This is a genomic window from Mesorhizobium sp. WSM1343 (genome assembly GCF_055901535.1).
Genome location: NZ_CM148370.1, coordinates 4,335,825 through 4,349,065, shown reverse-complemented (window position 1 = coordinate 4,349,065; position 13,241 = coordinate 4,335,825). Strand labels below are relative to the sequence as shown.

The 13,241-nt window shown below is 63.7% G+C and carries 11 protein-coding genes; 7 read left to right on the top strand and 4 right to left on the bottom strand.

Translation table 11 applies throughout. The features are described from left to right. Nucleotides 1-184 precede the first annotated feature (184 nt). Entirely contained in the window at nt 185-859 is a 675-nt protein-coding gene (locus AC0NIL_RS21190) for a methyltransferase family protein (protein ID WP_013531970.1), read from the top strand. Between the two features lie 7 nt (nt 860-866). On the opposite strand, the gene AC0NIL_RS21185 is transcribed toward AC0NIL_RS21190, so the two are convergent. Both AC0NIL_RS21185 and AC0NIL_RS21180 read right to left on the bottom strand, forming a co-directional pair. Continuing rightward, complete coding sequence (locus tag AC0NIL_RS21185) at nt 867-1,748, bottom strand: HpcH/HpaI aldolase/citrate lyase family protein (protein WP_224619662.1); 882 nt, start codon at nt 1,746-1,748, stop codon at nt 867-869. A 2-nt stretch (nt 1,749-1,750) separates the two neighbouring features. Then, nucleotides 1,751-2,203, bottom strand: a complete 453-nt coding sequence (locus AC0NIL_RS21180; protein ID WP_013531968.1) for a MaoC family dehydratase — start codon at nt 2,201-2,203, stop codon at nt 1,751-1,753. 151 nt (nt 2,204-2,354) lie between these two features. On the opposite strand from AC0NIL_RS21180, the gene AC0NIL_RS21175 reads away from it, so the two are divergent. Further along, nucleotides 2,355-3,479 carry a DUF2336 domain-containing protein gene (locus AC0NIL_RS21175; protein WP_063167881.1) on the top strand — a complete coding sequence of 375 codons (1,125 nt, stop codon included), beginning with the start codon at nt 2,355-2,357 and terminating at the stop codon, nt 3,477-3,479. On the opposite strand, the gene AC0NIL_RS21170 is transcribed toward AC0NIL_RS21175, so the two are convergent. Further along, nucleotides 3,476-5,542, bottom strand: coding sequence for an FUSC family protein (locus AC0NIL_RS21170; protein WP_473573788.1), 2,067 nt, complete (start codon nt 5,540-5,542; stop codon nt 3,476-3,478). The two genes, AC0NIL_RS21175 and AC0NIL_RS21170, sit on opposite strands and share 4 nt — an antisense overlap. A gap of 45 nt (nt 5,543-5,587) precedes the next feature. Then, nucleotides 5,588-7,645, bottom strand: a complete 2,058-nt coding sequence (parE, locus tag AC0NIL_RS21165) for a DNA topoisomerase IV subunit B (protein ID WP_473573787.1) — start codon at nt 7,643-7,645, stop codon at nt 5,588-5,590. A 237-nt stretch (nt 7,646-7,882) separates the two neighbouring features. Here parE and cpaB point away from each other — a divergent pair, with 237 nt between their 5' ends. Genes cpaB through AC0NIL_RS21140 form a run of 5 tightly spaced genes read left to right on the top strand, consistent with a single transcriptional unit; the run spans nt 7,883 to nt 13,239 of the window. Then, complete coding sequence (cpaB, locus tag AC0NIL_RS21160; RefSeq protein ID WP_473573786.1) at nt 7,883-8,809, top strand: Flp pilus assembly protein CpaB; 927 nt, start codon at nt 7,883-7,885, stop codon at nt 8,807-8,809. 30 nt (nt 8,810-8,839) lie between these two features. Next, nucleotides 8,840-10,288, top strand: a complete 1,449-nt coding sequence (locus AC0NIL_RS21155; RefSeq protein WP_013531963.1) for a type II and III secretion system protein family protein — start codon at nt 8,840-8,842, stop codon at nt 10,286-10,288. 4 nt (nt 10,289-10,292) lie between these two features. After that, on the top strand, nt 10,293-10,562 hold the full coding sequence (locus AC0NIL_RS21150; RefSeq protein WP_013531962.1) for a hypothetical protein: 270 nt from the start codon (nt 10,293-10,295) through the stop codon (nt 10,560-10,562). A gap of 44 nt (nt 10,563-10,606) precedes the next feature. Further along, nucleotides 10,607-11,821, top strand: coding sequence for a CpaE/TadZ family protein (locus AC0NIL_RS21145; protein WP_473573785.1), 1,215 nt, complete (start codon nt 10,607-10,609; stop codon nt 11,819-11,821). Beyond that, the gene (locus tag AC0NIL_RS21140) at nt 11,818-13,239 is read left to right on the top strand and encodes a CpaF family protein (protein WP_013531960.1); all 1,422 of its coding nucleotides are present in this window, start codon (nt 11,818-11,820) and stop codon (nt 13,237-13,239) included. Before AC0NIL_RS21145 ends, AC0NIL_RS21140 begins: the two co-directional genes overlap by 4 nt. The last annotated feature ends 2 nt before the right edge of the window (nt 13,240-13,241 follow it).

The window sequence follows — 13,241 nt, the reverse complement described above, 5'->3', positions numbered from 1 at the left end:
AAAATTCCTAACACGGAGGCTGCCCGGCAAAAGCGGCCAACACAACCGACTGCTGCAAGCCTTTTGTTAAGCTGGAGTTCGGAGCCTCGGGTCGAAGGTTCGCTTGAACTATAGACCAGTGGTCTGTATGGTAGACCAATGGTCTAAAATACCAATCATCAGCGGATATCAAGGCAGGTCGATCATGATCGCGAAATTGGTTCTTCAGACATTCGTCTGGTTCGTCGCTATGGGCGCCTTGCTCTTCCTGTCGGCCGGCACGCTGCATTGGCCGGGGGCCTGGGTCTATCTGGTGGGGATGGTGGGCCTCAGTCTCACCTTGGGCGTGGCGCTGGCAAGGCGCGATCCCGGTCTGATGAATGAGCGGCTGAGCTCTCCCATCCAGAAGAATCAGGACGCGGCCGACAAGGTGCTGCTGTCCATACTTCTGCTCGCCATCTTTGGTTCTCAGATATTCATGGGATTCGACGTTCGTTTCGGCTGGTCGGCGGTTCCCGTCTGGGTGCAGGTGGTCGGCGCACTGGTCCTGCTGCTCGGAATCTGGATCTGCTATCTGACGATGCTGGAGAACAGTTTTGCGGCGCCCGTGGTCAAGATCCAGGACGAACGCGGACAACGTGTGATCTCCACCGGGCCTTACAGCTACGTCCGCCATCCGATGTATGCCGGCGCCATCCTCTTCTTCGCCGGCACGGCACTTCTGCTTGGTTCCTGGTGGGGGCTGGCGTCGGTGCTCGTGCTCGTCGTTCTCTTGGCCATCCGCACCTTCATCGAAGAGAAAACGCTTCGCGCCGGTCTGCGCGGCTATGACGACTATGTGGCCCGGGTCCGTTACCGCCTGATTCCATTGGTTTGGTAGCAGGCGCTCAGGCGGAAACACCTGCCGCCTTTGCCCGCGCCAGAAGCCGCTCGGCCAGCCGCAGGTGCGGGCGGTCGAACATCTTGCCGTCGATAGCGACGACGCCGGGGCTTCCCGCTGCCGCGAACGCAGCAACGATTGCCGCCGATTGTCTCACCGCCTCGGCCGACGGCGTGAAGGCTGCGTTGATGACCGGCACCTGATCGGGGTGGATCGCCATCTTGCCGGTGAAGCCATCGCGTTCGGCCTCGGCGCACTCCGCGGCGAAGGCCGCCATGTCGCGAAAATTCGGGAAGACGGTGTCGATCGCCGCGACCTCCGCCGCACCGGCGGCGAGTATGGTCATGGTGCGAGCGTGACGGAACACGTCCGTGTAGCGGCCATGCTCGTCGCGGGCGCTGCGCGCGCCGAGCGCCGCCGACAGGTCTTCCGCGCCCCAGGTGAGCCCGGCAAGCCGCGCGCTGGTCCCGGCATAGGTTGCCGCCGCCAGCACGCCTGCCGGCGTTTCGGTGATGATCGGCAGGATCTTGATCGCGCCGTCGGCCAGGCCGTTTTCGGCCTCGCGCACCCTGAGTTTTGCCGACAGGTGCTGCACATCCTGGCCGCCGTTCGACTTGGGCAGCATGATGCCGTCGGGTTTCGCCGGAACCAGCGCCGCCAGATCGTTATCCGTCAGCCCGGTCGCGAGGTCATTGACCCTGACATAGATGGCGGAAGTCGTTTGTGCCCTGCGTTCCAGGATGAAGCGCGCCGCTACGCCGCGCGCCAGCGCCTTGTTGTGCGGCGCCACGGAATCCTCGAGGTCGACGATGACCACGTCGGCGCCGGCACCAAAACCCCTTTCCAGCTTCCTCTCGGAGTCACCGGGGACGAACAGCAGCGAGCGCATGATCAGGCCGCCTTCTTCAGCATCATGGCTTGCCTGGTGCATTTGGCGACGAGATCGCCATGCTGGTTGTAGGCGCGATGCTCGAATTCGACGATGCCGCGATCGGGCTTCGACCTGGACTCGCGCACCGAGATGACTGTCGTTTCGACGCGAACGGTATCGCCATGGAAGACCGGATGCGGAAACACGGTTTCCTTCATGCCGAGATTGGCCACCGTGGTGCCGACGGTGATGTCATTGACCGAAATGCCGATCATCAGCCCGAGCGTGAACAGCGAATTGACCAGCGGCTTGCCCCATTCGCTCTTGGTGGCGAAATCGAAGTCGATGTGCAGCGGCTGCGGGTTCAGCGTCATCACCGAAAACAGCATGTTGTCGCTTTCGGTAACGGTCTTGCGCAGCGTGTGCTGGAAGACATGGCCGACGACGAACTCTTCGAGATAAAGTCCGGCCATTTCTCTCTCCTCAGGTGCTTGACGGTTGATAGGCGCTGCAAATCAGCCTCGCAAGCCAGTTAATGAACATGGTGAACGGTTCGTAAACCAATTCTGCCTACGGTCGTCAGTGGGGTCGGAACCTTCCGGCAAGGGGCGTAAGCAGGCGGGCATGGTTGTTGTTTCGCATTTCCTGAAATGGATCTACACGGCCAAGGTGTCGGAGCGCGCCGCGGCGGCGAGCGCTCTGGCCCGAGCCTACATCAATTCCGAATTGCCCTTCGAGGACCGCTGCGCCGCAGAGGCGGCGCTGACACTGTTGCTCGACGATGCCTCGTCGAAGGTGCGGCTGGCGATGGCCGAGGCGCTGTCGATGAGCCAACACGCGCCAATGCAGATCATCAGCGTGCTGGCCTCCGACCAGCCGGAAGTCGCCGGCGTGGTGCTGGCGCGCTCGCCGCTGCTCACCGACGCCGACCTGATCAACCGCGTGGCTTCGAGTCCGAAGGCGACGCAAAAACTGATCGCAGACCGGCCGCTCGTCTCGATGGCGCTGTCAGCGGCCATCGCCGAGATCGGCGAGGCGGACGCCTGCGCCGTGCTGCTCGCCAACAGCGGCGCCGACATCGCCTCGCTCAGCTTCCGCCGCATGGCCGAACGGCATGGGCACCTGCCGCTGGTGCGCGAGGCGCTGATATCGGATGTCAGGCTGCCGGCCGACTGCCGGCATATGCTGCTCGTCAAGCTTGGCGAAATGCTGAAAACGTCGCCACTGGTGATGGCGATGATGGGCGCGGCGCGAGCCGACCGCGTCATGCGCGACGCCTGCGTCAAGGCTTCGGTGACGCTGATCGAAGGCACGCGCACGGAAGAACATGCGGCCCTGATCGAGCATCTCAGGCTGCGTGGCGACCTCACCGCGAGCTTCCTCATCCGCACCATCGCGCATGGCAAGGTCGATTTCTTCGGCTCGGCACTGGTTGCGCTCAGCCAGCAGTCCGAACAAAGGGTTAGGGCGCTGCTGGCCGGCGGGCACGACGTGGCCTTGCAGGCATTGTTCCGCAGCGCCGGGCTCGCCGGCGCCACGCACGCCATCATCCTGCGTGCGCTGAAGATCTGGCGCGAGGTCGCCAACGGCAAGCGCGTCGCCGGTGTGCAGGAGGTAAGCTGGCTGATGCTCAAGGAAGTGGGCGGTCAATCCGCCGAGGGTGATCTCGCCGCCTTGGTCAAGTCGATCCATCTCGACGCGCTGCGCGAGAACGCGCGCGGCCACGCGCTGGCGATAGCGGCCGCCTAGCCTTTATCCCTGGCGAAAAAATCCGGAAAATCCTCCATCGCGGCGGCGATGATGCGCAGCGATGCCGCGATCTGCAGCAATTCCCCGGTACCGTTTCGCTGCGCAATGCTCGCCGCATATCGCCGGGCGACGGTGACGGTTGATGTCTGCGGATCGCCGGGGGCGCGGAAGAGCAGTTCGCGCGCCAGCCCTCTCAGGAAGTTGGCGATCGAAAGCGCGGTCTCGGATGGGATGGCATGGCTTTGGCTCGCATCGCGCAGCCGAAGGACCTCCAGGCCGACGGTGACGGCGGCGACGCCGCCGCCCAGAACCGCATCGCCTTTCTGACCGGCATTCTGCACCAGCGGCATCAATTGGTTGATGCGGTCGTAGGCGAGGCTCTCGAAGGCCGACCGCCTCGGCACCCGCTCATGCAGGCAAAGCCGCGCCAGATCCTCACGCATGGCGCGCACGATGCGGTTGGCCGCGAGCCAAGGATCGGCCGGCAGCACGACGATGAAGACACCGATCGCCAGCAGGATGCCGACCAGGATCGACGCCGAACCGGCGAAGAAGGGTCCGGGATCGTAGGTCATCGCCTGGTGTGGACTGAGGAAGGCGAGAAAGTTGATGGCGAAAGCCGTCGCCACGCCGACATAACGTGGATTGGCCATGGCCAGCGCCGTCGGCACCAGGATCGGCACGACAAACAGCATGAACCAGCCGAAGCCGGGCAGGGCAGGCAATGCGATCTGGCCGACGAGAAAGGCAAAGGGCAGCGCCAGAAGCGTTCCCTTGAAGAAACCCCAGGCGACCTGCACAGGGTCGGGGCGAGCAGCAAACAGGCTCGACACGACGGCGACGAGAATGACCGTGCCGGCGGCTTCCGACCATTTCGTCGTCAACCAGAAGGCCGCGACCAGCAGCGTCGCAAGGGCAGCGCGCACCGCGTTGCGCGATGCGCCGGCGTAATCGCGATGCACCACCAGCGCAGGCTGCCTGCTGCCCCTGGCCGGGCGCGTGGCAGGCGCACGCAGGGCATCAAGGCCGCGCAGCACCTGCTTGAGCGCATCGGCGAAATCGGCGGCAATGGTCAGGCGGGTGATCGTGCCGACCCTGTCGTCGCCCTGGTCGGTCGAGGCATCGGGCATTTGCCGGGCCTTGGCCGAGATGGTGTCGAGCCGCGCCACCCAAGGCGTGGTGTCGTCCAGCGCGCCGGGCTTCGCGGCCATTTCACCGACAAGGGCCTGCAACTCCGAACGCACCGGAATGAGCGCCGCATTCTTCGGAGCGGCATGCGAATGCAACGCACGTGCCGCCGACAACGCCGAGAGCAGTTGTCCGATCGTGCGCCGGACCGGATGCGCGCGCGGCGCGAAGCTCGGCGCCTCGAGCCTGGCATAGGCGCGCATCTCGCCGAGCGTCTGGGTATCCGTGACCAGCTTTCGGTGCAGCGCGGACAGCGTTGCCGGGTCGCCGCCGGAGAACGCACCGCCGGCATAGGTGGCAAGATCGAGGATGCAGCGTTTCAGGCGCGAGACGATGGCGTCGCTGGCCAGTTTTGGCAGGATCAGCCGGCTGGTCAGGCCGGCGCAGACGATGCCGAGCACGATCTCGGCACAGCGCGCGACAGCGAGGTCGACGACGAGATGCGGCTGTCCGAAAGCGGGCAGGCCGATGATCATTGCGGTGTAGCCGGCCAGGGCGGCGCCATAGGCTTCCGGATTGCGCAGCAGCGACGAGACGAAGGTGCAGATGCCGATCCAGACGGCAAGCACAGTCACCAGCACCCAGGGATTGGTGCCGAAAACGGTGGTGATGCCGATCGCGGCGATGCCGCCGACCAGCGTGCCGAGCAGCCGGTAGAAGCCCTTCGCCAGCACCATGCCGGCAACCGGCTGGGCGACGATGAACACCGTCATCATGGCCCATTGCGGATGGTCGAGCTTCAGCGCATAGGCTGCCAGCAGCGCGATCAAGCCGGCTGAAACGGTGCGCAAGGCAAAGATCCAGTCGGAGCGCGTCGGCTGCGTCAACCCGGCTAAACTCGTCTCGAAATGGCCTTTCAGCCGCGTCCTGGTCACATGCTCGTCTCCGCAACTGGAGCCTTGTTATGGACCGGCTGGCGGCTAGATATCCAGCACTTCCGTCTCGGCGAATTCGGCGCGTTCCTGGATGAAGCGGAAGCGGGCCTCCGGCTTCGTGCCCATCAACGCATCGACGGCGTCCTTGGTCGCCGTCTCGGCGTCGATTACATCGATCCTGAGCAGCGTTCGCTTCCTCGGATCCATGGTGGTTTCCTTGAGCTGGGCGGCCATCATCTCGCCCAGACCCTTGAAGCGGCCCAGTTCCACCTTGCCGCGCCCGGTGAATTCGGTGCGCAGGAGCTCGTCCTTGTGGGCGTCGTCTCGGGCATAGGCGACCTTGCCGCCTTGCCTGATCGAGTAAAGCGGCGGCACGGCGAGATAGAGATGGCCGCCACGCACCAGCGCCGGCATCTCCTGGTAGAAGAAGGTGATCAGCAGCGAGGCGATATGGGCGCCGTCGACATCGGCGTCGGTCATGATGATCACGCGGTCGTAGCGCAGATCCTCATCGCGGTACTTCGAACGCGTACCGCAGCCGAGCGCCTGGATCAGGTCCGAAATCTGTTGGTTGGCCGCCAGCTTATCGTTGCCGGCGCTGGCGACGTTGAGGATTTTGCCGCGCAATGGCAGCACGGCCTGGCTGGCGCGGTCGCGCGCCTGCTTGGCCGAGCCGCCGGCCGAGTCGCCTTCGACGATGAACAGTTCTGCACCGGCCGCGGCATTCTGCGTGCAATCGGCGAGCTTGCCCGGCAGCCGCAGCTTGCGCACCGCGCTTTTGCGCGACACCTCTTTTTCCTGGCGCCGGCGCACCCGCTCGTCGGCGCGTGTGATCACCCATTCGAGCAGCTTCGAGGCTTCCTGCGGATTGTCGGCCAGCCAATGGTCGAACGGATCGCGGATCGCGGTCTCGACAATTCGAATTGCCTCGATCGTCGCCAGCCTGTCCTTGGTCTGGCCGACGAATTCCGGCTCGCGGATGAACACCGACAGCATGCCCGCTGCCGAGATCATGACGTCTTCCGAGGTGACGATCGAGGCGCGCTTGTTGCCGACGAGGTCGGCATAGGCGCGCAGGCCCCGCGTCAGAACGTTCCGGAAGCCGGCCTCGTGGGTGCCGCCTTCGCCGGTCGGGATGGTGTTGCAGTAGGAATTGATGAAGCCGTCGCCGCCGAACCAGGTCACCGCCCATTCGAGCGAGCCATGGCCGCCCTGTTTCTCGCTCTTGCCGGCGAAAATCTCGCGCGTCACCTGGAAGTCGTCGCCGAGCGATGCCTTGAGATAGTCCTTCAGGCCGCCGGGAAAATGGAATTCCGCCTTGGCCGGTGTCTGGTCTTTTTCCTTGATCAGCGACGGATCGCAGGTCCAGCGGATTTCGACGCCGCCGAACAGATAGGCTTTCGAGCGCGTCATACGGTAGAGCCGCGCCGGTTCGAACGCCGCGCCCTTGCCGAAAATCTGCTCGTCGGGGTGGAAGCGGATCTTTGTGCCGCGCCGGTTGTGGACCTCGCCCAACTGTTCCAGGCCGGTCACGGGAACGCCGCGCGAGAATTTTTGCCGATAGAGTTGCCGTCCCCGCGCGACCTCGACCTCGAGATGGTCCGACAGCGCATTGACCACGGACACGCCGACGCCATGCAGGCCGCCTGATGTCTCGTAAACCTTGGAGTCGAACTTGCCGCCCGAATGCAGCGTCGTCATGATCACTTCAAGCGCCGGCTTCTTGAACTTCGGGTGCGGATCGATCGGGATGCCGCGGCCATTGTCCGTCACGGCGAGATAGCCGTCGGCCGAAAGCTCGACATCGATGAAGGTGGCGTGGCCGGCAACCGCTTCGTCCATCGAATTGTCGATGACCTCGGCGAACAGATGGTGCATCGCCTTGTCGTCGGTACCGCCGATATACATGCCTGGCCGGCGGCGCACCGGCTCCAGCCCTTCCAGCACCTCGATGTCGGCGGCGCTATAGCCCTCGCTGCCGTCCTTGGTCGAGGCAGGACGCTTGGTGGCTTGCACCACCAGTGGATCCGCCGGGCGCGCAGCGGTACGCACCGGCTGCGGCTGCTTGTCCATATTGCCGAAGAGATCGTTGCTGTCGTCCATGCCTGCCATAGGTTCCGGTGCTGCGAATCACCTCGCGATACTGCCACGCTTTTCAGCGCCAAGCGACCGAGGTTCCTGTTCCGTTCGGGGATCTGGGCCCTCTTACCCCAAAACCATTCGATAACCAAGCCGGCGGAAATAGATCCGATACCAACGCCCGGGATTCCTGATTCTTTAACAATGCCGCCTAACGTGAGCCCAACTAAATAAGAAACTGCTGATATCAGGGGTTTAGGCGTGAGGGGCAAGGCCATATCGATGATCGGCATCGCCGCCGTTTTCGGCGCGATCTCGATCTTTGCCGCGGATTTCTGGGTCAAAAGCCAGGCCAAGGCCGATTCCGAAGAGAAGACGTCGTCGATTCCGGCACCTGTCGTGCCGAAGGTCGAATTCAAGACCATCGTGGTGGCGAATGCCCCGTTGCGCTACGGCATGGAGCTCGACCGCGCGCAGCTCAGCGAAATCCCGTGGTCGCAAGAGTCCGTGCCGCAGGGCGCCTTCACCACCATCAATGCGTTGCTCGCCGACGGCACTCGCGTGGTGCTGTCGCCGATGGAGGTCAACGAACCGGTGCTGCTGACCAAGCTGTCCGGCCCGAATGGCCGCGCGACGCTCTCCAACATGATGACGCCCGGAATGCGGGCGGTCACCATCCGCACCGACGAGATCGCCGGAGTCGGCGGCTTCGTCACGCCCGGTGACCGCGTTGACGTGGTGCTGACGCGCGATGCCGGCGAAATCCAGGAAGTGGCCAAGAATGCGCAAGGCGCTGCCGGTTCCACCATCACCTCCGAGATCGTTGTCGCCGATGCCAAGGTGCTGAGCGTCGGGCAGGGCGCCGACGAGCGCCAGACGACGCCGCAGATCTCCAATTCGGTGACAATCGAGGTGACGACGGACGGCGCGCAGAAAGTAGCGCTGGCCCGCACCGTCGGCACGCTCTCGCTGTCGCTTCGGTCCGCCAGCGAAGGCGGTGACGGCAAGAACGGCGTCACCACCATCTCCTCCTTCGGCGGATCGGTCGCCTCGAATGTGCAGGCCGCGGCCGGCTCGGTGTTCGACGCCGTCACCAAGGAGCCGGAGAAACCGAAGTTCAAGACGGTCATCGTAACGCGCGGCACGAAGGCCGAGGAATACCAGGTTCCTTCGCGGGACCAGAAATAAACCAGTGGGGACTGGGTGAGGGACGGGACAATGTTCGGGCTGTTCATATATCGGGTCATGACGCGGTTGCGCGTTTTGCGCGCCGTGGCTGTCGCGTCTTCGCTGGCCGCTGCGGCGATGCTGGCCTTGGGCGCCTCGGCGGCGAGAGCTGACAACGACGTCGTCTACGTGTCGTCGACCAAGAATGCGTCAATCAAGGTTGCCAAGGGCAAGCCGAAGACGATCATCACCAGTGCTGCCTTCTACCAGATCGTCATCGGCGATCCGGAGATCGCCAACGTCAATCCGCTGACCGACAAATCCTTCTATGTGCTCGGCAACAATCTCGGCACCACCGGGATTGCGCTGTTCGATGAGAAAAAGCAGCTTGTCGGCACCGTCGACATCGAGGTGACGCTCGACACCGACCAACTGGCCAGCACCATTCGCGCCAGCGTGCCGGATGCCAGGATCAAGGTCGGATCGGCCAATGGCCGTGTCGTGCTGTCGGGCGAGGCCGACGATGCCGTCGCCGCCGAAAAGGCAAACAAGATCGCGACGCGCTTTTCCGGTGCCGAGGAGGTGATCAACTCGGTCAACATCTCATCTTCGCAACAGGTCCAGCTCAACGTCCGCTTTGTCGAGATCAACCGCCAGGCGGGCCAGGATCTGGGTGCCAAATACGCCGCCAATTTCGCCTATGGCCTTGGCGGCCGCGACGTCTCGATCGATCCGGGCACAGTGCCGACGGCCGGTACTGGCGAGATCATCGGTCGTCTCCTATCGAACGGCGTATCGATCGATATCGCCATCAAGGCGCTGGAAGAGCGCGGCTTGGCGCGGCGACTGGCCGAGCCGAACCTGATCGCCCGGTCCGGCCAGACGGCGAGCTTCCTCGCCGGCGGCGAGTTCCCGATCCCGGTCTCGGAGGACAACGGCAAGATCTCGGTCAGCTACAAGAAATACGGCGTCAGCCTGGATTTCACGCCTACGGTTCTGAAAGACGGGCTGGTCAGCCTTGATATCGCGCCGGAAGTCTCCTCGATCGACGCGTCGGCCTCCTACAATATCGGGACGATCTCGGTTCCTGGCTTCATCGTGCGCCGTGCCAGGACGTCGGTCGACCTGAAGAACGGCCAGAGCTTCATGATCGCTGGACTGCTGCAGTCGCAAAACGACATCACCACGTCGCGCATTCCCGGCCTCGGCAAGATGCCGGTGCTTGGGGCGCTGTTCTCGTCGAAATCCTATCAGCGGCGCGAGACCGACCTCGTCATCATCGTAACGCCCTATCTGGTCAAGCCGGTCGATCCGTCGAAGAAGCTCGTCGAGCCGACAGATGGCACGCAGCCGGCCAGCAATGCCGACTATTTTCTCAACAACACCGAGGAAGTGAAGGATTCCGATGCCGGTCGCACCGTGGCGCTGGCAGACGGCCGCGTCACTCAACCTGCAGCGGCCGCTTCGGCTGGGCATTTCCTCGACCTGCCGAAGGATTGAAGCCATGCGTCTGGTCTTTGGATCGAGCGTCGCCTTGCTGCTGGCCGGCTTTGCCGCCGGCTGCACCAGCGACGACTATGTGCGCAGCGAAGGGCCAACGGCCGGCGCCGGCAATGCGCAGGCCGCCAACACCGTCATGCAGATGGTCGATCCCTGGAAATACGGGGTCCAGAACACCAGGCTCCTGGTGCCGGCCCAACGAGGCAGTGCCGCGGCTGTCACACCCGATCAGGCGGCCGGTGCCAAGGCGTCGCAGTCGACCACAGGCAACTGATTCAACGGGCAACTGGTCAACGGGCGACCTGACAGGCTGACAGAATGGCAAACGGCATCAAGACCAGGAAGATCCTGCTCGTATCGACCGACAGGACGTTTGCGCAGGACACGCGCACCGCATTTTCCGCCTCCGAGATCATACAGCTCTCGACGGTGGAGAAGAACGTTACCGAGTTGCGCGGTGAGATCCAGGAAGCCGACTTCGGCGCCATCATCATCGACATGGATGCGGCAAGGCTGGAGGAGGTCGAGTCGCTGCAGCGCATCATGCGTCGGCTGGAGGACAAGGTTCCGGTCGTCGTCGTCACCCAGGAGTTCAACGCGGCCGCGGTGCGTATTCTCGTGCAGCTCAAGGTCGCGGATTTCCTGGTCAAGCCGATCACCACGGCCGATCTGGTGCGCTCCGTGGTACGGGCGCTGCAAGGGCCCGGGCGCGAGGAAAACACCGAGTCGCAAATCTATACCTTCATGCCTGCGGCGGGCGGCGTCGGCACCACGACGCTGGCGCTGCAGACCGCCTTCCAGCTGCATCACTCGGTGACGCGCGGAGCCTCGACCTGCGTCGTCGATCTCAACTTCCAGCAGGGCGCCTGTGCCGAATATCTCGACCTCGAACCGCGTTTCGACATCACCGAGATCGAGAACCAGCCCGAGCGTCTCGACCGCCAACTGCTCGACGTGATGCTGTCCAAGCATGCCAGCGGGCTTTGCGTGCTGGCGGCGCCGGCGCATCCAGCCGAGATGCGCTCGTTCAAGACCGATGTCGTGGTGCGCATGCTGGATCTCGTTTCGGCCTATTTCGACAATGTCGTCATCGACATGCCCCGCACCTGGTTTCCATGGACGGAGACCGTGTTGCTCGGTTCCAACAAGCTCTACATCGTCGCGGAAATGACGGTGCCGTGCCTGCGCCACACCCAGCGGCTGATCCAGGCGGTCTACGAGACGGCCGGCAAGGAAGTGAAGCCGAACGTCATCGTCAACCGTTTCGAACAGAAGATGTTCGATAACGGCATCAAGCAGGCGGACGTCCAGGAAATCCTTGGCGAGCATTTCGTCGGCGGCATCGCCAACAACTACCGGCTGGTGCGCGAAGCAGTCGATCGCGGCGTACCGCTGCACGAGATCGATCCGAACGCCAATGTCGTCAACGATCTGAAGAAGATCATCCTGCCGGAAGAAGCGGTCCCGACCCGGGCGAAATCGCGCTCGCTGTTTGGCATGGGCCGTGGATTGCTGAAGAGGAAAGCCGGATGACCAGCCGCTTCTCCACCCTGCAGAACCGCGATGCGCGTCCGCAGCGCGCGCCTGAGACGACGCCGGTCGCCCATCATGCCGTCGTCATACCAACCAGCCGAAAGGCTTTGCCGGCAAAGCCGGAAGCAGCGCTGGCAAAGAATGCCAACAAGGTGCTCGATGCGCGCGTGCGTATCCACCGGCTGCTGCTCGAAGAGATCAATCTTGTCGCGCTGGAGCGTTTGCCGAAGGATGAGATGCGCCGGCAAGTGCATGACTTCGTTTCGGAAAAGACCAAGCAGGAGCGGATGGCGATCAACACCGTCGAGCTTGACGCGCTGGTCGACGACATCGTCGACGAGATGGTCGGCCTCGGTCCGCTCGAGCCGCTGCTCAAGGATCCCGACATCAACGATATCCTGATCAACGGCCACATGAACTGCTTTGTCGAAAAGAAGGGCAAGCTGCAGCCGGTCCACATTCCGTTCAAGGACGAGGCGCATCTCCTGCGCATCGTCAACAAGATCGTCGCCGCGGTCGGTCGCCGCGTCGACGAATCGCAGCCGATGGTCGATGCCCGCATGCTGGACGGCTCGCGCTTCAACGCGGCCATCCGCCCGGTTGCGGTCGACGGCCCGCTGGTGTCGATCCGCAAATTCTCCAAGAACAAGCTCGGCCTGCATAAACTGGTCGAATTCGGCGCCATCACCCAGAACATGGCCGAAGTGCTGGCGGCGGCCGTGCATGCCCGCAAGACGACGATCATTTCGGGCGGCACCGGCACCGGCAAGACGACCATGCTCAATGCACTGTCGGCCTTCATTCCGGAAGACGAGCGGCTGATCACCATCGAGGACGCGGCCGAGCTCCAGCTGCAGCAGCCGCATGTCGCGCGCATGGAAACGCGGCCGGCCAACATCGAAGGCCATGGCGAGCTGAAGCAGCGCGACCTGGTCAAGAACGCACTGCGCATGCGCCCCGACCGCGTCATCCTCGGCGAGTGCCGCGGCGAGGAGGCTTTCGACATGCTGCAGGCAATGAACACCGGCCACGAAGGGTCGATGGCGACCATCCATGCCAACACGCCGCGCGACGCCATTTCGCGGCTCGAGCAGATGCTTGGCATGACCGGCATGCCGATGACGGTGCAGTCGATCCGCAGCCAGATCGCCAGCGCGCTCGACCTGATCGTCCAACTGACGCGCCTGTCCGACGGCAAGCGCAAGGTGACCAGTGTCGCCGAAGTGACCGGCATGGAAGGCGATGTCATCCAGATGCAGGAGATCTTCCGCTTCGTGCGCACCGGCATGGAGGCCGACGGCAAGATTCTGGGCCACTACGAGGCGACCGGCATCCGGCCGCGCTTCCTCGAGGACCTGCGCGCCATGGGCATCGAGTTTCCCGGACGATATTTCGAACCCGGCCGGCCGCAGGAGTAGCC

Excerpts from the sequence above, each read along its gene's own strand:
- AC0NIL_RS21150 (WP_013531962.1), top strand. The coding sequence starts at position 10,293 with ATGCGTCTGGTCTTTGGATCGAGCGTCGCCTTGCTGCTGGCCGGCTTT.
- AC0NIL_RS21175 (WP_063167881.1), top strand. The coding sequence starts at position 2,355 with ATGGTTGTTGTTTCGCATTTCCTGAAATGGATCTACACGGCCAAGGTG.
- AC0NIL_RS21190 (WP_013531970.1), top strand. The coding sequence starts at position 185 with ATGATCGCGAAATTGGTTCTTCAGACATTCGTCTGGTTCGTCGCTATG.
- AC0NIL_RS21180 (WP_013531968.1), bottom strand. The coding sequence starts at position 2,203 with ATGGCCGGACTTTATCTCGAAGAGTTCGTCGTCGGCCATGTCTTCCAG.
- parE (WP_473573787.1), bottom strand. The coding sequence starts at position 7,645 with ATGGACGACAGCAACGATCTCTTCGGCAATATGGACAAGCAGCCGCAG.
- AC0NIL_RS21185 (WP_224619662.1), bottom strand. The coding sequence starts at position 1,748 with ATGCGCTCGCTGCTGTTCGTCCCCGGTGACTCCGAGAGGAAGCTGGAA.
- AC0NIL_RS21155 (WP_013531963.1), top strand. The coding sequence starts at position 8,840 with ATGTTCGGGCTGTTCATATATCGGGTCATGACGCGGTTGCGCGTTTTG.
- AC0NIL_RS21140 (WP_013531960.1), top strand. The coding sequence starts at position 11,818 with ATGACCAGCCGCTTCTCCACCCTGCAGAACCGCGATGCGCGTCCGCAG.
- AC0NIL_RS21145 (WP_473573785.1), top strand. The coding sequence starts at position 10,607 with ATGGCAAACGGCATCAAGACCAGGAAGATCCTGCTCGTATCGACCGAC.